The following is a 21,220-nucleotide window of genomic DNA, read 5'->3' on the forward strand; positions in this document are numbered from 1 at the left end:
ATAAAACAAATTTAAATATGAAAAAAATAGTAATGTTCTTCTTATTAGTAGGAGGAAGTGTGTTCGCACAATCAAAAGAAACGCGTCAAGTTAGTGATTTTAAATCTGTAAAAGCTTCTCAAGGAATAGAAGTGAACTTTACTTATGGAGGAGCTAAGAGTGTAGTAGTGGAAGTAGAGAAATCTGAGAATATGAAAGATGTCAAGACAGAAACGACAATTACTGGAGGGTTAGATATCTTCATTGATCAAAAAACTAATAAAAAATGGAAGAACGGTATCAATATTAGAGATTTTGGAAAAGTAGTAGTTACTATAAATAACCCTAGTTTAGAAGAGGTAAGGTTGTCTTCTTCTGCTAAGTTTAACTTATTGAACAAAGCTGTTGCTAAATCATTTGATGTAAAAACGAGTAGTTCAGCAAGGTTTAGAGGAGAGTTAGTACAAGCAGATAACCTATCTATAGAGGCAAGTTCTTCTTCTAAAATAGAAGGTAGTTTTGAGGTGACAAAGAAATCATCTGCAAGTGTTAGTTCTTCAGCAAGTGTAGATATTTCATTAAAGACTAAAACTGGGGACTTCGGAGCTAGTAGCTCTGCTAGGTTGAGTTTATCTGGGAATGCTGATTCTGTGAGCGCTTCTGCTTCTAGTAGTGGTTCTATTAAAGGATCTAGCTTTACAACTAAAACACTAGAAGGTAAAGCTAGCTCATCAGGTTCTATGGTGTTTAATGTAACTGAGGAGGTATCTGGTAGAGCGAGTTCTTCAGGACGTGTTCAATATACAGGAGGAGCTAAGATAGTTAGTTCAAATACTTCGTCTTCAGGACAAGTGAAAAATATAGATTAATTCTTATAGCTTCTAGACTAGTGATAGATATGTTTATAATGACTATCTATCACTTATCTTAGGATATATGCATTGGGCAGTGTAATACTTCATCCGAATACTTATGATTAATAATTGGTTTAAATTATACCTGAAACATTTCTGGAAGAATAAGGTGGTTTCAATTCTAAATATTTTAGGATTAGCTGTTGGTATGACAGCTGTTATACTTGTATTGTTGTTTTGGCATAACGAGCATAGTTATAATCACTGGAACCCTTTTAAAGAGAGAGTTTATGAAGTTGAAGGAACATCAGAGTCTTTCTTTAAGAATTGGTTTCCTGCACCTGTAGCTAACAATTTAGACAAGTTATCAGATATTGTAGAGGCATATAATTTTAGCTTTACATTTGACGATATTTCAAGTGTTGAGGTGGATGGACGTAAGGAATTTCTCTATGATATTGATGAAAAGCAAGCTAATTTTTTTGAATTCTTTCCTTTCGAGACTATTTATGGTAGCGCAGAAGAATATAAGACGAATTATAAAGATGCTTTAGCAATAGATATAGACCAATCGGAGCGTTTGTTTGGTAAAGGTATTGATCCAATAGGAAAGACAGTTATATTGGAAAATGGAAAGGTATTGTCTATTCGTTTTGTTTATCGTATTCCTGGAAATAGTTCAGTTAATTTTAAAGGGTTGACTTCATTCGTTACGGAAGATCAGATTGCCAATAATAAAGAGAATAACTGGGGAGATCATAATTACACTCTATTACTCAAGTTAAAAGAAGGCGTTCAGATTAAAGATGTCCAAGAACGTATAAGAGATGTGATTTATGACGATGTCTTCCAGATGTATATGAAGAAGGAGTCCATGACTTTAGAAGAGGTGAAGAAGAACTTTAATGCTAATGCTATACTTAATTTTAATTCATTAGATACAATTCATTTAAACCCAATTTCAAAAGGGTTAGGAGGAGGACCAGCAGCTTCTAAGGTATTGAATATAATGATGACATCTTCTGTGTTATTGCTAATGTTGAGTATTATAAATGCAGTTAATTTAGCTTTAGTAAACAGTTTTAAACGTGCAAAAGAAATTGGTATAAGAAAGGCAATTGGTGTTACAAGATGGCAACTATTTCTACAGTTTATCTTCGAATCTATTATTTGCGTATTACTAGCTTTAGTGATTGCCTTAGTGCTTGTTGAGATATTGTTACCCTATTTTAATTTGTTGGTTAATAGAACTATGCCCTTCCATGTTTGGGTATTTACTTTGCCTATTTTAGGAATTGTCTTAGGAGTTGTTTTATTATCTGGTACATTACCAAGCTTGTTCTTATTGTCGTTTGATACATTAAAAGTGTTGAAAGGAAATTATTTAAGAGGAAAAGCGGGTGTTAGTCTTCGAAATATGTTTCTGATTCTACAATTTGTAATCGCCTTTTTCTTTTTGTCAACGGCTGTTTTTATAGATAAACAGGTAGAGCATATTCTTCAAGAGGATTTAGGTTTTGATGGAGATCAGGTTGTTAATATTAATTTTAAAATTAAAGATATTCAGAGGCGAAATGATCTTTACTATGATATTGAGTCTGATTTAAAAAAGATTAAAGGAGTAAAAGAAGTAACACTTCATTCAATGGTTATTGGAGGTGGGTATAATAGTGCTTCAGGAAATAGAATAGGAGAAGCTTCTGTACAAAGTAACAACGTTCCTGTAGGATATGATTTTTTGAAAGTATTTGATGGAGAATTGAAAGAAGGACGTTTTTTTGATCGTAGTTTGGCGACAGATAGTATTAGTAAAGTTGTTGTTAACGAAACATTTAAATCAACTTTTAATTTTTCAGATGGAATACTAGGAAAAAAGATTAAATGGAATGGAAAAGAGTTTGAAGTTATTGGTGTTGTAAAAGATATGAAGGTAGAAGGGGTTAGTCAGAGTACTAATCCTGTAACTTATTTTATGCCTAATTCAGTGGATTGGTTTTATCATTTAACAGATCATATAGCGGTAAAAATAGATACTAACAATACGCAAATAACCTTACAAGCTTTAGAAGAGTTTTGGAATAAGAGAATTGATTCTACCTATCCAATACAATACAAATTTGTCAATGAAGACTTTGCTAAAAGTTACCAAAAGACGTTATATCAACGTACATTATTTGTGTGTTTGATGGGGGTATCAGTATTTATAGCCTTGTTCGGTTTGATGGCAATCGTGTCCTTTAGTATTGAAAGTAAATTAAAAGAAATTGCTATTCGAAAAGTGCTAGGAGCAAACTCAATTAGTTTGATTCTGAAATTATCTGTGCGTTTTGTTATGTATTGTCTAATTGGATTTATCCTATCTATTTACCCGGTGATTTATGTGATGAATATATGGTTGGAGGACTTTGTTTATCGTATTTCGATTACCGTGTTACCATTTGTTATTGCTTTTGTAAGCTTAATGCTTTTTTCAATGTTGTTAGTGTTTTGGAAGGCTTATAAAGCGACACGTATTGATGTTTTAAAATATATAAAGTATGAGTAAGAGTTGGTGTTTAGTATTGACTATTTTGTTTAGTATTGCAGGAGTAGCTCAAGAGCAGTGGACTTTGGAGGACTGTGTAGAAAAAGGAAAAGAGAATAGTTTAAGATTGATGGTGTCTGCTTTAGAGACTAAAGTTGCTGAAAGTAGAAAGCAAAGTGTGGCTTCTTATTATTTGCCCGATATAGGGGTGAACGGGGCACAGTCTTATAATTTTGGATCTGCTATTGATCCTGTTACGAATAGTCGTGTGAGTTCTAATATTCAGTCTACAAGAGCTTCATTAGATGCTGGAGTTACATTATTTGACTTTAGTAATTTTATACAATACAAGAAAGATAACCTAGCTATTGATTATGCTAAATTAGAGAATGAAGAAGTCTTATTTCAATATCAGACTGCTATTCTTGAGTTATTTTATGAGATTATAGGTTCACAGTCTTTTTTAGAAATACAACAACAACAATTAATTAACAGTAAGGCTAACTTAGAGCGTGTACAGAAAGAAGTAGAAGCTGGTGCCAAACCTAAAAGTGATTTCTATGATATAGAATACATCTATCACAGTGAGACTATTAGTATAGAGCAGACAGAGAATACTTTATTGAATCAGAAACTAAAGCTACTTCATTTATTAAATATAGAAGATTTAGGAGTGAATGAGTTTAGTGTGGTACAAAAGGAGGAATCTATAGCACAAATAGAAGGATATGAGTTTAATCCAACACTAGAAAAAACTAGACTGAAACAACAAGTTTTAGAACAAGAGAAGAAACTGATTAAGTCTAAGAATTTACCTCGATTAGTTGGGAATTATCAATATGGTTCTTTCTATTCTAAGCCGTTTAATAGTGATATAGAATTGCGCACTAATTCTTTCTCAAAACAGATGGGAGATAACAAGAGTCAGTACGTTAGTTTTGGATTGAGTATACCAGTTTTTCAAGGTGGAAATATACGTAGACAAGTAAGAGTGAAAAATGAAGAAATACGTTTGAATACCTTGCAAATAAAGGAGAGTGAAGTTAATCTAAACAATCAAATTACAGAGCTAAAAGCAGAAATTGCACAGTTAGAAAATATCGCAAAACAGCTTCAAAAAAGTATTGAGCTATCAGAGAAATCATTCAGTACAACACAAGCAAAGTATGAGAATGGAAAGGTTGATATTTTCTCATTTAATGCTTCAAAAAATCAATTATTGAACTCTCAATTTGCTTTGATTAAGAACGCTTATAATCGTTCTTTTATGGAAAACAAGCTTAAACTTTTCAATACAAATACACTATAAATATTAGTTATAACATTATTTGTATTTAGAATATATTAACATTAAAAGTTCAAATATTCCCACTATATTTGCGTTAGTCAGAATTTATATTAAATTGTTGAAAACGAATCGCATATAATGAAATTAGATAGAAAAGAAATCCTTAAGGCTTTAGAGAGCATTTCTCTAGCTGGAGAAGGAAAAAATATGGTGGAGAGTGGAGCTGTAAGTAATGTAATGACTTTCGGAGACGAAGTAGTAGTGGACTTAGTACTTAGTACACCAGCTTTACACATTAAGAAAAGAGCAGAAGTTGACGTGATGAAAGTAATTCACGATCAAGTATATGACAAGGCGAAAGTAAAAGTAAATATAAAAGTAGAGGCTCCTGAAAAGCCTGAGATTAAAGGAAAAGCTATTCCTGGTATTAAAAACATTGTTGCTATCTCTTCTGGTAAGGGGGGAGTAGGTAAATCTACAGTTACTGCTAATTTAGCTGCTAGTTTAGCTAATATGGGCTTTAAAGTAGGAGTGTTAGATGCAGATATCTATGGACCATCTATGCCAATCATGTTTGATGTAGAAGGAGCTAAACCTATTTCAGTAGAAGTAGAAGGACGTTCTAAGATGAAGCCTGTATCATCGTATGGAGTAGAGATCCTTTCTATCGGATTCTTTACAAAAGGAGACCAAGCAATAATCTGGAGAGGACCTATGGCTGCAAAAGCATTAAATCAAATGATTTTTGATGCAGACTGGGGAGAACTAGACTTCTTATTATTAGACTTACCTCCTGGTACAGGAGATATTCACTTATCTATTATGCAGTCTCTTCCTATTACAGGGGCTGTAGTGGTATCTACACCACAAGCAGTAGCGCTAGCTGATGCTAAAAAAGGAGTATCAATGTTTATGTCAGAGAGTATCAATGTTCCTGTATTAGGTATCGTTGAGAATATGGCGTATTTCACTCCAGAAGAATTACCAAATAACAAATACTATATCTTCGGTGAGAATGGTGCTAAGAACTTAGCAGCAGACTTAGATGTTCCTTTCTTAGGAGAAGTACCTATCGTACAGAGTATCCGTGAGGCTGGTGATTATGGTCGTCCAGCAGCATTACAAAACGATACTATCATCGCAAAGGTATTCGAAGATTTAAGCAGAAATGTAGTAGAACAAGTAGTGTTGAGAAATGAGTCATTACCTGCTACTGAAGCTATCAAAATTACAACTATGGCAGGATGTTCATCAGTTGCTAAAAAATAAGACTTAATACAAGAAAAATATATGGCATCACAAACTATAAAACAGAATGTAGAAAAGGCGTTAGATGAGATCCGTCCATTTTTACAAGCAGATGGTGGAGATATCACTCTTATTGATATTCAAGATGACAAAGTTGTACAAGTTCGCTTAGAAGGCGCTTGCACGGCTTGTAGTGTTAATCAAATGACCTTAAGTGCTGGAGTAGAGACTACGATTAAAAAGTATGCTCCAGAGATCGAATCTGTAGTTAATGTGGGATAAAAATAACATAGTCAATCTTGAGTAATTGAAGGCTTTATTAGCACTAGTTACTTAAGATTGACTTTTATCATTTTTAATAAATTTCGCAAAGGATACCTTTGCACTAAAGAACTACATCATGATTGAGACCGATATAATAATTATTGGAGCGGGCCCTACTGGTCTGTTCGCTGTATTCGAAGCAGGATTATTAAAACTAAAATGCCATCTTATCGATGGACTTCCACAACCAGGAGGACAGTTAACAGAATTGTATCCTAAGAAGCCAATCTTTGATATTCCAGGATATCCTAGCGTTGGAGCTGGTGAGCTAGTAGATAATTTAATGGAACAAATAAAGCAGTTTCAACCTGGCTTTACATTAAATGAAGTAGCGGAGAATATTGAGAAGTTAGAAGATGGTACGTTTATCGTGACAACTAACAAGGGGACAAAACATCATGGTAAAGCAGTTGCTATCGCTGGTGGTTTAGGATCTTTCGAACCTCGTAAACCAGAGATAGAGAATCTTGCATTCTATGAAGATAAAGGAGTAGAATACTTCGTTAAAAAACCAGAAATGTTCGCTGGTAAGAAAATAGTTATTGCTGGTGGGGGTGACTCTGCTCTAGATTGGAGTATTTTCTTAGCAGATGTAGCTGCTGAAGTAAGTCTGGTACATAGACGTAATGAATTCCGTGGAGCATTAGACTCTGTAGAGAAAGTACAGGTTCTTAAAGACCAAGGAAAGATTAATATGTTAACTCCAGGCGAAGTTGTTGAGTTAAAAGGAGCAGATAAATTAGAAGCGGTTGTCGTAGATATCGATGGAGAGAAACGCGAAATAGCTTGTGATTATTTTATTCCATTATTTGGTTTAACACCTAAGTTAGGACCTATTGCAGATTGGGGATTAGAGATTGAAAAGAATGCTATTAAGGTTAATAATGCATTAGATTATCAAACAAACATACCTGGTATTTACGCGATTGGTGATATCAATACTTACCCAGGTAAGTTAAAATTAATTCTATGTGGATTCCACGAAGCTACTTTGATGTGTCAGAGTGTGTTCAATATGTTGAATCCAGGTAAGAAATTTGTATTAAAATATACTACTGTATCAGGTATCAACGGATTCGATGGTACACGTAAAGAAGCAGAAAAAGCAGTAGTGAAATCTATAGACTAGTTATGGCTGAGGATATAAAAGTAACCATTATCGATCGCGAAGGAGAGACTCATGTTATAGATGCCCCAACGGATATGGGGATGAATATGATGGAAGTTGTTCGTGCTTATGAACTAGCAGAAGACGGTACATTCGGTATATGCGGAGGTATGTTGATGTGTGCTTCTTGTCAATGCTATATGATTAATGGAGATGAAGTGGAATTACCAGAGAAGGGTGATGAAGAAGACGCATTGTTAGATTCGGATGCTCGTAATGTTAAACCTACTAGTAGACTAAGTTGTCAGATACCTGTAGATGAGAAGGTAGAAGGATTAGTCTTCGAAATCGCACCAATAGGATAGAATAGAGATTTAATATATCTTAATAAAATAAGGCTTGTATCGTACGATACAAGCCTTATTTTATGGTTTCATGTAAGAGACCTTTTCTTATTAAAAGTAGCTGTAAAGGATTAAAAAAAGGAAGTAAAGTACAACATACTTTACTTCCTTTATATATTATATCTCTTCGCTTTCTTCTTTATCCTTCTTCTTGCTTTTAATCACTTTCATTACGATAGGTAATGTAGTCACTAATACTAAGAATAAGATAATGTATTCGATGTAGTGTTTTAAGTCTATATCATAGCTGTCTAATAACCATACTTGTAGGTAGTGACCTGCAAAGATTAATGTAGTAGCCCATAAGAAAGAACTGATCACATTGTATAGCATGAACCTCTTGATGTCCATGTGTACAATACCTGCTATAATAGGAGCGAATGTTCTTACTACTGGTAAGAAACGAGCGAATATAATTGCTCTTCCTCCATGTCTTTCGAAGAATACCTTAGATTCGTATAAGTATTTCTTCTTGTAGATAAAGTTGTCTTTGACATTGTAGAGATAGTTTCCACTCTTTTTACCGAACCAATACCCAAAACTGTTACCGAGGATACCTGCCAAGGCGACTAGAGTAGATAATAAGGCTACATTTAAGAAGTCACTTTCTATCGGTACTACTTCAGCCATTAGAGCTGTACTGTATATCCCTGATAAGAAAAGTAAACTATCTCCTGGTAAAAAGAAACCTGCGAATAAGCCTGTCTCTGCAAATACAATAAATAATACGACATATATACCTATTGAATGTCCTGCTATCTGTAAGTTTATATAGAATTCAGGGTTTATAAGTTGTGCTATTGAAAATTCGTCCATAGTGCTTTTATGTTCTGTAATCTAACTTAATTGTTTAGTTTGTTCATTGTTTGTTTCAAATTTATCTATCGCAGCAGTTGATAAAGCATTTCCTAATACATTAGTCATACTTCTTCCCATATCACAGAAGTGATCGATCGGTAAAATAAACGCAATTCCTTCTGGCGGGATATTAAACATAGCACATGTAGCTACGATAACGATTAGTGAAGCACGAGGTACTCCTGCTACACCTTTACTTGTTACCATTAGGACTAACAGCATCAAGATTTGATCTGCTAGGCTCATATGTACATCATATATCTGAGCAATGAAGATAGAAGCGAATGTTAGATACATCATACTTCCATCTAGATTAAATGAGTACCCCAAAGGTAAGGTAAATGATACGATTTTTGGAGAACATCCGTAAGCTTTTAATTGCTCTACTAATTTTGGGAATACTGCCTCGCTACTAGTTGTAGAGAAGGCGATTAGTAGAGGCTCTTTGATTGCTTTTAACAGTCTCCATACATCTTTACCGATGATCAAGTAACCAACTAAGATTAAGACTGCCCATAAAACAGCCAATCCTGATGCGAAGGCTAATAGATACTTACCATACGTTAAGAAAATAGAAAGACCGTATAGTGCTACTGCACTTGCGATAGCTCCTAATACCCCTAGAGGTGCAGTCCACATGATATAAGTTACCATCTTTAAGACTACCTCTGATATTTTGTCAAATAATTTGATTACTGATTTTCCTTTTTTACCTAATGTAGATAGCGCGATTCCAAAGAATACTGAGAACACTACTATCTGAAGAATTTCATTATGGGCAAAGGCTTCGAATATACTTTTTGGAATTAAGTGTTCTACGAATGATTGTAAGCTTAATGAATCAGTTTTAGTTAGTAAGTCACTAGCTCCTGAGACATTGTTTAAATCAAAGTTAGCTCCGATACCTGGCTTGAACCAGTTCACTAATACTAAACCTATCGTTAGAGAGACTAGTGAAGCAGTGATGAACCATCCCATTGCTTTAGCACCTACTCTTCCTACCATACTCATATCTCCCATTTTGGCGATACCTACTACTAGGGTACAGAATACTAGTGGAGCAATAATCATCTGTACTAAACGGATGAAGATAGTACCTAATAATTTAATGTTTTCTGCAAATCCTAATTTGTATTCTGGGAATGAATAGTGATAAATACTTCCAACGATTACACCAAGTACTAGCGCAATGATGATCGCTATAAAAAGTTTATTGTTTTTCATGTAAATCAAATTTGAGCGTGAAAATACCTCTTTTTTTTTCAAATCAAGACGATTTTAAAAAAAAATAACGTACTATAATGGTGTGAAATTCAATTATTATCGTTTAGGTTGTTTTTTTACTTTTTTATTATCAATAATACTATTAATTAAATCTACGCTCAGTATTATAGAAGTACATTATTTATTAGAGTACACTATTTGTTGTCGTTTGTATAAGAAAGAATGTCTAAACTAAGAGAATTAGTTAACTTTCGAGCAAAATCAAAAGAAAAGCCTATTTTTACGCTTTAATAAAACCCTAACAATGAAAAAAATATTCTTATTTGCTTTAAGCTTAGCGAGTTTATCTGCTTTTTCTCAAGAAGTAATGACTAAAGAGCTTCTGTGGAAATTAGGTAGAGTAAGTCCAGTAGGAGTTACTAAAGATGGTAAAAACTTAATCTACAAAGTAAGCCACGCTAATATGACAGAAGATAAGTTTGATTCTAAGACTTATCAAATTCCTGTAACTGGAGGTACTCCTGTTGAAATTAAGGAATACAAACACTTACTTAATGATAAAAACATTTCTCCTGATGGAAAATTAGTTTTATTCGATGAGGCTGTAAAAATCAATAAAGTATTAGGTAAAGACCTATATCCTACGATGGAGAAGTCTGATGCATATGTATATGACGGATTAGACTATAGACATTGGGATACGTGGAACGATGGTACACATAATCACGTATTATATGCTCCTACAGATAATAAAGAAGCGAAGATAGATATCTTAGGTAACGAACCTTATGATGCACCACAGAAGCCATTCGGTGGAGACGAAGATTATGTATGGACTCCTGATGGTAAAGGTATTGTGTATGTGTCTAAGAAGAAATTCGGTACGGAGTATGCTACAAGTACGAATACTGACTTATACTTATACGACTTAGCGACTAAACAGACTAAGAACTTAACAGAAGAAAATAAAGGATATGATACACATCCTACTTACTCTCCAGAAGGACACCTAACTTGGTTACAGATGAAGCGTGATGGGTATGAGGCTGATAAGAATGATATCATTGTAGACTACAATGGAATCAAAATGAACCTTACTGCAGGATGGGATGGTACTGTAGATAGTTACAGATGGAGTAAAGATGGTAAGAAGATTTACTTTATCGCAGCTGTAGGAGGTACTGTGCAGTTGTTCGAAGTGAACTTCCCTGGTAGAACACGTATCGCTATCAACGTAAGACAAATCACTGATGGTAACTTTGACGTGACGAGTATCGTAGATGTGACAGGAGATGTAGCACTAGTGACTCGTACAGACTTTAACCATGCTTCTGAGGTATATGCTTATAATATGGCTAAGAAGACTTGGAATCAAGTGACTAAAGTGAATAATGACGCTTATTCTAAGATTGCATTGAGCAAGAGTGAGAAGAGAATCGTGAAGACTGTAGACGGTAAAGATATGGTTACTTGGGTAGTATATCCACCTAACTTTGATCCAAACAAAAAATATCCAACATTGTTATATGCACAAGGAGGACCACAGTCAGCATTGTCTCAGTTCTATTCTTTCCGTTGGAACTTCCAATTAATGGCAGCAGAGGGATACATTATAGTAGCTCCTAACCGTAGAGGAATGCCAGGACATGGAGTAGAGTGGAATGAAGCAATCTCTAAAGACTGGGCTGGAAAACCAATGCAAGACTACTTAGCAGCTATTGATGACGTAGCGAAAGAGAAGTATGTAGATAGAGATAGATTAGGAGCTGTAGGAGCTAGTTATGGAGGATATTCAGTATTCTACTTAGCAGGTATCCATGAGAACCGTTTCAAATCGTTTATTTCACACTGTGGAGTATTTGATTTAGTAAGTATGTATGGTACTACAGAAGAGGTATTCTTCCCTAACTTTGATACAGGTGGAGCATACTGGGAAAAAGATAATAAGGATGCTCAGAATGCATACACTAACTTTAACCCTATTAATAATGTAGATAAGTGGAATACGCCTATCCTAATTATCCAAGGTGGTAAAGACTACCGTGTGCCTATTGGACAAGGACAAGAAGCATTCCAAGCTGCTCAATTAAGAGGTGTGAAAAGTAGATTCTTATATTTACCAGATGAAAATCACTGGGTAGTAAGACCACAAAACGCACAAGTATGGCAAGGTGAATTCTTCCGTTGGTTGAAAGAAACGTTGTAATATATAGTATATTAATAGTTAAGAACAGTGTATCTCTGATATCAGAGGTACACTGTTTTTTTATGTCAATATTTTTATTTTATCGTTTCGGTATAATTATTTGATTTATGTTAAAAACCACTTTTAAATATGTGATTAGTATAAAAGTGTGGTTATTTCGATAGTAAAAATGGAATAATTAATTCATCTGTACAAAGTATATGCTTGTTAACTTAAATTTGCATAAAAATAAATTAGCTATGAAAAAGATTATTTTTAGTGCTTTAGCAGCACTTGCATTTGTTGGAGTATCATCATGTAGTTCAGATGATAATAGTACACCTACGACAACAGAACCTAATAAAGTCATTAAGAACATTGAGAAGATAGATGTAGTTGTTTATGAAGATGGAGATAAGGAAGAAGACAAAACGTTTAACCTGAGTTATGCAGCAGATGGTAAACTTACTTCTATTGAATATATTAAACGTAAGAAGGGTGGTAGTATCTTTGAAAATAGTAAAGGAGATATAGCATACGGAAGTAATAAGAAAGTAGAGAAAATCACTACTCCTAAAGAGGTGATATTGATAAAAGATTTATTGGTATACCAAAACTCGGCTTATAAATATGGTAAAGTACTTAAGTATGACAACAAAAAGAATCCATCTGAAATCCTTGCTTATAATAAGGAGATGGAAGAGTATGTAATTAAAATTACGTATGACGACAAACCTTTCTTTGGATTCCACACATTAAGAGCTGCAGGAGTTATTGATTTATTAGATGGTGTTGAATTAAATCTTGCTAGTCCAAGCGTACCAGCAGAGTTAAAAATGGCTAAAGAATTGTTGCCTAATAATAATCCTATTGCTTATACTTATACGAATAAAGATGGAATTGTACTGGATGACTTAAAAATAACTTACTCTTATGACGAGAATAATTATCCTACTAAAACAGTTTTAAAAGGAACTAGACAAATGGATTTTGGTGATTATGTTGATGGTAAATATGTTCCGGATTGGTTGTCTAATGACATAGAAGTTGTAACTACTTATAGTTATTCAAAATAAAATATATGTACTCTTTCTATTAATTGAAAAGAGACTTTATACTATTCAGTTAGTATGTTAAGACAGTGTATTCTAGAATATAGATACACTGTTTTTTTATTATACGACTTTTCGTTTATAAAAGTGATATTTACCTTTCTTATATAGGTTAATCAAAGAATGATTATAGGGTGTTTTTTACCACTTTTTGAGGGGTGGTCGGCTTGTGGTCGGCTTGTGATGGGCATTTGGTCGGCTTAAAAGTACCAAAAATAGCCTATCACTACCCGATCACATTGGGAACATATTGTAATCATAGTAACTATAGCTAAATCTAGAGGAGTGTAATAGTAGGATGTAACGAAAATGAGTTAATGGGGAGTGAGATGGAGTGAAAGAGTGTTAATGAAGTAGTTATTCAGACGATTTTGTATGAATATGCTAAAGAAATGTAGTTTTGTGGTAGAAGGTAAGGCTGTTTAAATCACTTTTTTTATCTTTACGATTCTAACAAACCTAACGATATGTATAAAAATCAATTAAAAGCATGGGTTTTAGCCCTTATGTTGTCGGCTGGATATTCTGTTACTACAGTAGCGCAAGATAACTTAGTAAACTCATTAAAATTAAATGCAAGTGCAAAGAGTAAAGAGCTTTACACGTTTACAGATGTAGTGAATATTGAAAACACTTCTGTGAAAAATCAAGGTTCTTCAGGGACATGTTGGTCTTACTCAGCGAACTCATTTATCGAGTCAGAAATGATGAGAATGGGAAAACGCCCTGTAGAGATTTCTCAGATATTCTCTGCTCGTAATGCATATATCGAAAAAGGAAAAATGTATGTAAGAATGCATGGTGCGGTAACGCTAGGTGATGGTGGTGCGTTTCACGATGTGATGAATATGTATAGAATGTATGGAGCAGTACCTCAGTCTGTATATGATGGACTGAACTATGGTACGACGATTAATAAATTTGGAGAGATGGCTGCGGTACAAGAAGGTATCTTAAAGGCGGTAGTATCTAACCCGAATAGAAAATTAACTCCGAACTGGGAGAAAGCATATACTGCTGCTATAGACGCCTATCTAGGAGAGGCTCCTAAGGAGTTTACATGGGAAGGTAAAAAATATACTCCACAGAGCTTTGCGAAAGAGGTAGTAGGGATTAACGCTGATGATTATGTAGAGATAGGATCAGACCTAAACTACCCTATGTACGAGAAGTTTGTATTATTAGTGCCTGATAACTGGGCTTTTAATCAAGTGTATAATGTACCAATGCAGGAGCTAACTGAGATCATCGATCACGCTGTAAATAACGGATTTACTGTAGCATGGGCTGGTGATGTGAGTGAGAAATACTTTAGCTGGAAAAATGGTGTAGCTTTCGTTCCTGAGAAGGATTGGGAGGATATGTCTGCTGAAGAGAAAGAAGAAATGTTTAACGGACCAAAACCAGAGAGAAAAGTAACTCCTGAGATGCGTCAAGAGGCATTCGATAACTATACGACTACAGATGATCACGGGATGCACATCGTAGGTATCGCTAAAGATCAAAAAGGTAGAGAGTACTATATCATCAAGAACTCTTGGGGAACTACGAATGACTATAAAGGATATATGTATATGAGTAAAGAGTTCGTGAAGTATAAAACAACGGATATCATGATCCATAAAGATGGTATCCCAAAGGGAATCGCTAAGAAAATGAAATTGTAAATAAAAATAAAAAAAATGTTATGGAAAAATTTGCTGGAGGAATAGAGAATATGATTACTAATACTTTGGGAGCTCTACCTAAAATCGGTGTTGGAATATTAATACTAGTTATTGGTAGTTTTATTGTTAAAGCTATTTTAAAAGGATTAGGTCGTCGTTTTGAGAAGCGTGATATGGAGAAGTCTTTAAGGGGATTCTTATTGAGCATTATTAAAGTGGTTTTATATATCTTATTGATATTAACTGCTGCTTCTACTATGGGTATTCAGACGACATCGTTCTTAACGATATTCGCCTCTGCTGGTTTAGCTATTGGTTTAGCGCTTCAGGGGAGTTTATCTAACTTTGCAGGAGGAGTATTAATCTTATTGTTTAAACCTTTTAAGGTTGGGGATTATGTATCTAATACTAGTGGTACAGAAGGTACTATAGATAAGATAGATTTGTTATATACTACTCTAACAGGACCTACTGGATTAAAGATTTTTAGTCCTAATGGGCCTTTAGCCAATTCTGTGATTACTAATTATAGTGATATATCTTCACGTAGATATGACTTCGTAGTAGGTATCTCATATGATACTAATATTAAGACAGCACAGAATGTTATCCAAGAAGCATTAGCGAAGCACAAAGAGGTGAAGCAAGATCCGAAGCCAATCATTTTTGTGAATAGTTTAGCAGATAGCTCTGTAAACTTAAATGTACGTGTATGGATGGATAAAGCTAATTACTGGGATACAGTATTCGCGATTCAGCAGATAGTGAAGAATGCTTTAGATGATGCTAATATCGAGATTCCATTTCCACAGAGAGATATACATGTTATCTCAGATAAAGAAATAAAATAAATAAGAATAGTAGAAAACTCCTTTCAAATCGAAAGGAGTTTTTTTTGCTATGATTTGTAGCGACTGTTTTATTTAAGTTGATACAATATTGCTATATCTTTGAGAAAAAGAAGAAGATGGAAGCAAATCATATTTACATTTACTTATTTGATGGATATTCAGATTGGGAGATTGGATATCTGATGCCTGAATTAATACAAGATAGTCGATACCAGGTATTAACTGTCTCTAATACAGGTGCTGATGTTACTTCGGTAGGAGGGTTAAAGGTTAAGGTAGACTGTAGTCTAGAGGATATAGACATCTCTACACTGAAACTTTTAATACTGCCAGGAGGAGAGATGTGGGAAAAGAGTACAAATAACTTTAATGCTATTGATAGGGTAGTTTATGGGATTTATAAATACCAGTTACCAATAGCTGCTATTTGTGGAGCTACGCTTTATTTAGCTCAGAAAGGTATGCTAGACTACGTGAAGCATACGAGTAATGCCTTGTTCTATATGAAAGGATTTGTACCTACTTATCACGGAGAGAAGAACTATGTAGATCAGCTCGTGGTAAGAGATCAAAATGTAGTAACAGCTAGTGGTATAGGAGCTACAGAGTTTAGTAGAGAAGTGATGAAGGTGCTAGACTTTAACAGTGAATATGTAGATAGATGGTTTCAGTTGTTTAAATATGGTATTTTTCCAGCAGCGTAATACTAACGGAGCCAGAAATGCGTTTATAAACAGAAACCAATAAAAATAGTTCGCTTCAGAGGACATTTTGGTATAGTTAGTGATAACATAATTATGCGCTAGTAATTATGTGAATAATTTCATTTAGTAAGTCTGTGAATCAGAGATTACAGTATAGAAATTGTTTTGAAAAAGAGAAAAAACCACCTATTAATAGGTGGTTTTTTTATGTATAAGATTTACTCTATTACGTAGTCTTTATATTCTTCTGCTATTCTATCGAATAGGGATAATAACTCGATAGGGTCATCAGTAGTCACTAATTTTAAACGATGTGGTTTAAAACCGTGTATTCCTTTAAAGTAATTAGTGTAGTGACGTCTCATCTCTACGATACCTAATCGCTCTCCTTTCCATTCCATAGACCAGATCAAATGATTTTTAGCAGCTTCTAATCTATCCTTGATAGTAGGAGGAGGTAATATCTCTCCTGTGTTAAAAAAGTGCTTGATCTCATCGAATATCCACGGATAACCAATAGCAGCACGACCGATCATCATACCATCTAACCCAAAAGTCTCTTTGTACTCTAAGGCTTTTTGTGGGCTGTCTATATCTCCATTCCCGAAGATAGGAATCTGGATACGTGGATTATTCTTAATGCGCTCTATATGTGTCCAATCAGAATGACCTTTATACATCTGCGCTCTAGTACGTGCATGTATAGTCAATGCCTGAACCCCTACATCTTGTAAGCGTTCTGCTACTTCGTCAATATTGATAGATTCTTCATCCCATCCTAGACGTGTCTTCACTGTCACAGGTAAGTGAGTACTCTGTACTACTGCCTTGGTCAGGCGAATCATCAAGTCAATATCTTTTAGTACACCCGCACCTGCTCCTTTAGATACCACTTTCTTTACAGGACAACCAAAGTTAATATCAACTAAATCTGGCTGTACAGTCTCTACGATTCGAGCAGATTCTGCCATCGCTTCTTCATCACCACCGAATATCTGTATCCCTACAGGGCGTTCATAGTCGAAGATGTCTAATTTCATTTTACTTTTCATCGCATCTCTAATCAGTCCTTCAGAAGAGATAAACTCTGAGTACATTAGATCTGCACCGTGCTTCTTACACAGACGGCGAAAAGGTGGGTCACTAACATCCTCCATTGGAGCTAATAACAATGGGTGATCTGGTAGTTCTATATTGCCTATTTTAATCATATTCGTTCTAGAAATTTGAGGCAAAAGTACGATTTTTTTAGATTTCAGGTTTTTAGTTTTGATATTGTTGTGAAATAGGAAAATTAGAGGATGTGATAAGTGTAATGTAAAAGTGAGAATTTCGTATCTTTATCTCCTAAAGCACCTAACATATTATGAGACTCGCCACTTTTGATTATACCCCGTTTGATATCAAATTTTCTTTTCACCGTCTGGTGGAAGCTATGCAAGCTTTTATCGATGATCCTGAGAAGAATGAAATGAAGAAGACGTATTTTAGAGACTTATTAGGTCGTATCAATGAAGTGCCATGTTTGCTTGAGATCATAGAAGATTATAATCTATTAGTAGAACATGAGGCATTGATAGGGGAGTTACTAGAGATATTATTTCCGATAGCCTTGACGGATAATGAGATTAAGGCAGTGGGGATGCCTCTTCAGAAGTTGATGTTTAATCACAGTAGAAGGTTTAGAAAGATTATCGAGGAGAGTGGTGGTAACTATAATATAGAGATCAGAGATTTTAACCAACAGCAGTATTATATAGCGTGCTGTTGTATTATCATGAATCATTATTTTAAGGCGACATTTGACTTAACTCGTCCTCTGTTTGTAGACTTGCCAGACGCTAAGGGGATTATCCATCACTATAGAGTACTGTATAATGCAGACTTCGTAGAGGTAGTGCCTACAGAAGATGCGGTCATGCTGACTAAGGAAGATATCGAGCTACTAGAAGATAATTTTGATAATCTAGAGTTGTGGAAAGAGAAGTTTCCTCAGAAGAGTTGGGTGCTGAAAGGATTCGGTATTATTAGTCTAGTAGATGCCACAATAGAGAATGCGATGTCTTTATTAAAAGAGAATTTCTTAAAAGCAGAGTTACAACGTGAACCAATAGGAGCTATCTTAGGGCAACTATTCAGCTCTATATTCAGAGTGCCTAATCTGCGTATAGGGTACACGCCCTTAGTAGTAGATACATTGATACAGAAGGAGACTAATGAGATGATGGCTATGCCTAGTTTTTTACTAGATGAGGAGAACTCTTCTATTCTCTTATCAGAGAAGGCGTATGCGACTGTGGTTGATCAAAAAGGATATTATAGTATCTCTGATGTGGATGTAGTATTAGCTAATGATAAGGAGTGCGTGATGTGCTTACACCTTAAAAGGCATGGGGTGCGCAGTGGACTGTTTAGCCCTGTAGTACTGTCTAGTGGTGTAGAAGGTGTATTCGAGATAGTCTCAGAAGAACCTAGAGTATTGAATAGTGTGAATGCACAGAAGCTAAATGCTTTGATGCCGATTATATCAGAGACTTTCCAACGAGTGAAGTCAGATATGCTTAATCAGGTAGAGGCTATTATCCAACGAGAGTTTACGACGATACACCCTAGTGTTTATTGGAAGTTCTTAGAAGAAGCTCGACGCAACTATATCGATAGTGTAGCAGATAAAGATTACTTTATTAATCCTATTGCATTTCAGAATGTATATCCTTTATATGGAGAGATAGATATAAAAGGATCTGGAGCACTCCGCAACGAGGCTATTCTAGGTGACCTAAGAGAGCAGCTAGAGAAGTTAATCGCTGTGTTTCGCAATTGTACTTTTAGCGAGAATGCGTTAATCTTAGAAAGACATATTCTAAAGTTAAAAGCCTATTTGAGACACTTAGAAGAGGACTTCGTGACAGGGTTAGAACAGCGCATTCAGAACTATGTGACCAATGAGGTACACCCTTATTTATTAAAGGATGAACACTTATTCTATAGACCTCGATTAGACGAGTACTTTTCTTATATAGATGAAGAGCTAGGTATCTATTATAGATATAGAAAGATATATGATACTCAGGTGGGTAAGATGAATAAGACTTTCACTGATCTATTAGATCAGAGACAAGAGTCTGTACAGAAAGTTTTTCCTCATTATTATGAACGATTTAAGACAGATGGGGTAGAACACAATATTTATATAGGTAGTTCTATCAGCCCGATGAAGTCTTTTGACTTTACTTATCTACACAATCTCCGTTTGTGGCAATTACAGGTGATGTGTGAACAGATGTGTATACACTATCGCAATAATGTACATGAACCATTAAAGATGGATGTGACTGTACTAATCTTAGTATATGATTCTTCTCTTGGTATTCAGTTCAGAATGGACGAGAAGCGCTTCGATATCGATGGTGCATATAATACCCGATATGAAATAATCAAAAAAAGATTAGATAAAGCGAATATAAAAGATTCGACTGAACGCATCGTACAACCCAAAAAGATTACAATTGCCTTTGCTTCTACTTATGATTTAGAAGAATATCTAGGATACATTGAGTTTGGTCAAAAGGCAGGTCTTCTAGACCATAATTTAGAGCAGTTCCTAATCGAAGATATGCAGAGTGTATCTGGTCTTATAGGACTGCGTATAGGTGTGAATCTAGACTTTGATATAGAATCATTAGATTATGATACACTGATGCATAATTACCTTAAAAACCAATACCTCTAAATGCTAATGTAAAGGTAATAACAGATAAAATAATACCTAATGTGAAAACAGCATAAGTGATACGCAAGAACTTATACTTCTTGTTTAAGACAATACCTAGGCTATATAAGTCCTTAGTCAGGGCATGGTGTAGGTATTGTTTGTCTTTCATGATTTCACTTAGAGATTCTTCATATTCTTCAAAAGGCATCTGATGGAAAGTACCAAAGAATAATAGGTTTACTTCTCTGTTTTCTACTTGTTCTTTAGTGAATTTACCTGACGTTAATTTGGGTCTAGTAGATTGTATTGCAAAGATGATAGTTGCCACACTAAATATTAATAATACAAATGTAGGCACAATCAAATGAGCATTGCTCGGACTGTCTAGTTTAGGTATTAATGTCGATAGACAGATAGAGATAATAATCGCATTGACAGATAATAAGATATTCGCCTTTCTATCTGCTATGGCACTAAGTTGAGTATGGTTACGCAAAGTAGTTCTGAATAGAGTATCGATTGTTCTATTCGATTCTATCTTCTCTTTTTTCTTTTTGTTAGAGTTGATTTTATCTATTTTAGACAGTACATCTAGCAGATTCTTTTGTTTAGTAGGTTGCCAATTTTGTTGAGCATAGTTGGTGTAATAGCGATGTCTATACAGCATCACATCTCTATTCTGCTCTAACCATTCTAGTCTAGTAAATGTTTTAGAACATAAGTTTTCTATTTCTTTCTTTAGCAGATTACTAGTCTCTACATAATTCTCGTCTGAGAAGTGTGCGAAGTCTGCATCTTTAATAATACACTCTAAGTCATTATCTGGAACATAGTCTAGCTTAGTAGCACGTATTAATTGCATAACGGTTAATACGTCATCATGAGGTACTCCGTTCTCTAATAGGTAAGTTTGTGCCATCTGTGCACCTCGTTCTTCATGTCCTTCCCAAGAATTAATATAACCTATATCGTGAAACCATGCGGCATATCTCAATAAATTAGCATTATGACTATCTACTGTTAAATGATTTAAAATTTCTTCTAAACCATTAACAACACGTACTGTATGGTTAAAATTGTGGTACGTATATTGATGTGATAGTGTATCTTTGTGTATCTGAAAGATGTGTTCTTCAATCTTTTGTAGAATCGTCATAGTCATAACCTTTATAACC

General features: G+C 34.8%; 17 protein-coding genes. 13 read left to right on the forward strand and 4 right to left on the reverse strand.

The window, feature by feature from the left end:
• Positions 1-17 precede the first annotated feature (17 nt).
• From MODO_RS06290 to MODO_RS06320, 7 genes are all read left to right on the forward strand, one after another.
• On the forward strand, positions 18-848 hold the full coding sequence (locus MODO_RS06290; protein ID WP_006259792.1) for a GIN domain-containing protein: 831 nt from the start codon (positions 18-20) through the stop codon (positions 846-848).
• 103 nt (positions 849-951) lie between these two features.
• Positions 952-3,378 carry an ABC transporter permease gene (locus MODO_RS06295; RefSeq protein ID WP_006259791.1) on the forward strand — a complete coding sequence of 809 codons (2,427 nt, stop codon included), beginning with the start codon at positions 952-954 and terminating at the stop codon, positions 3,376-3,378.
• Entirely contained in the window at positions 3,371-4,666 is a 1,296-nt protein-coding gene (locus MODO_RS06300; protein ID WP_006259790.1) for a TolC family protein, read from the forward strand. Before MODO_RS06295 ends, MODO_RS06300 begins: the two co-directional genes overlap by 8 nt.
• 117 nt (positions 4,667-4,783) lie before the next feature.
• Positions 4,784-5,914: an Mrp/NBP35 family ATP-binding protein gene (locus MODO_RS06305; RefSeq protein ID WP_006259789.1), complete on the forward strand. Its 1,131-nt coding sequence runs from the start codon at positions 4,784-4,786 to the stop codon at positions 5,912-5,914.
• A gap of 21 nt (positions 5,915-5,935) precedes the next feature.
• A complete protein-coding gene (locus MODO_RS06310; protein WP_006259788.1) occupies positions 5,936-6,175 on the forward strand; it encodes a NifU family protein in 240 nt (79 codons plus the stop codon).
• A 118-nt stretch (positions 6,176-6,293) separates the two neighbouring features.
• On the forward strand, positions 6,294-7,346 hold the full coding sequence (locus tag MODO_RS06315) for an NAD(P)/FAD-dependent oxidoreductase (protein WP_006259787.1): 1,053 nt from the start codon (positions 6,294-6,296) through the stop codon (positions 7,344-7,346).
• 2 nt (positions 7,347-7,348) lie between these two features.
• A complete protein-coding gene (locus MODO_RS06320) occupies positions 7,349-7,690 on the forward strand; it encodes a 2Fe-2S iron-sulfur cluster-binding family protein (protein ID WP_006259786.1) in 342 nt (113 codons plus the stop codon).
• A gap of 156 nt (positions 7,691-7,846) precedes the next feature.
• Here the strand turns inward: MODO_RS06320 and MODO_RS06325 are convergent, their stop codons facing one another.
• Entirely contained in the window at positions 7,847-8,545 is a 699-nt protein-coding gene (locus MODO_RS06325; protein WP_006259785.1) for a DedA family protein, read from the reverse strand.
• Positions 8,546-8,566: 21 nt separating this feature from the next.
• Positions 8,567-9,811, reverse strand: coding sequence for a dicarboxylate/amino acid:cation symporter (locus MODO_RS06330; protein WP_036494238.1), 1,245 nt, complete (start codon positions 9,809-9,811; stop codon positions 8,567-8,569).
• A 304-nt stretch (positions 9,812-10,115) separates the two neighbouring features.
• On the opposite strand from MODO_RS06330, the gene MODO_RS06335 reads away from it, so the two are divergent.
• The 5 genes from MODO_RS06335 to MODO_RS06355 all read left to right on the forward strand — a co-directional run bounded on the left by MODO_RS06335 (position 10,116) and on the right by MODO_RS06355 (position 16,330).
• Positions 10,116-12,017, forward strand: coding sequence for a S9 family peptidase (locus MODO_RS06335; RefSeq protein ID WP_006259783.1), 1,902 nt, complete (start codon positions 10,116-10,118; stop codon positions 12,015-12,017).
• A gap of 239 nt (positions 12,018-12,256) precedes the next feature.
• Complete coding sequence (locus MODO_RS06340; RefSeq protein ID WP_006259782.1) at positions 12,257-13,072, forward strand: hypothetical protein; 816 nt, start codon at positions 12,257-12,259, stop codon at positions 13,070-13,072.
• Between the two features lie 503 nt (positions 13,073-13,575).
• The gene (locus MODO_RS06345; RefSeq protein ID WP_006259781.1) at positions 13,576-14,775 is read left to right on the forward strand and encodes a C1 family peptidase; all 1,200 of its coding nucleotides are present in this window, start codon (positions 13,576-13,578) and stop codon (positions 14,773-14,775) included.
• Between the two features lie 20 nt (positions 14,776-14,795).
• A complete protein-coding gene (locus MODO_RS06350) occupies positions 14,796-15,626 on the forward strand; it encodes a mechanosensitive ion channel family protein (protein ID WP_006259780.1) in 831 nt (276 codons plus the stop codon).
• A 116-nt stretch (positions 15,627-15,742) separates the two neighbouring features.
• On the forward strand, positions 15,743-16,330 hold the full coding sequence (locus MODO_RS06355) for a type 1 glutamine amidotransferase family protein (protein ID WP_006259779.1): 588 nt from the start codon (positions 15,743-15,745) through the stop codon (positions 16,328-16,330).
• Positions 16,331-16,548: 218 nt separating this feature from the next.
• Here MODO_RS06355 and dusB read toward each other — a convergent pair whose 3' ends face one another.
• A complete protein-coding gene (gene dusB, locus MODO_RS06360) occupies positions 16,549-17,541 on the reverse strand; it encodes a tRNA dihydrouridine synthase DusB (protein WP_006266762.1) in 993 nt (330 codons plus the stop codon).
• A gap of 155 nt (positions 17,542-17,696) precedes the next feature.
• Here dusB and MODO_RS06365 point away from each other — a divergent pair, with 155 nt between their 5' ends.
• Positions 17,697-20,063, forward strand: coding sequence for a hypothetical protein (locus MODO_RS06365; RefSeq protein ID WP_006259777.1), 2,367 nt, complete (start codon positions 17,697-17,699; stop codon positions 20,061-20,063).
• On the opposite strand, the gene MODO_RS06370 is transcribed toward MODO_RS06365, so the two are convergent.
• The gene (locus MODO_RS06370; RefSeq protein ID WP_006259776.1) at positions 20,044-21,201 is read right to left on the reverse strand and encodes a Pycsar system effector family protein; all 1,158 of its coding nucleotides are present in this window, start codon (positions 21,199-21,201) and stop codon (positions 20,044-20,046) included. The two genes, MODO_RS06365 and MODO_RS06370, sit on opposite strands and share 20 nt — an antisense overlap.
• Between the last annotated feature and the right edge of the window lie 19 nt (positions 21,202-21,220).

Origin of the sequence: Myroides odoratimimus, from assembly GCF_001485415.1 — a bacterium.
GTDB classification, from domain to species: Bacteria; Bacteroidota; Bacteroidia; order Flavobacteriales; family Flavobacteriaceae; genus Flavobacterium; species Flavobacterium odoratimimum.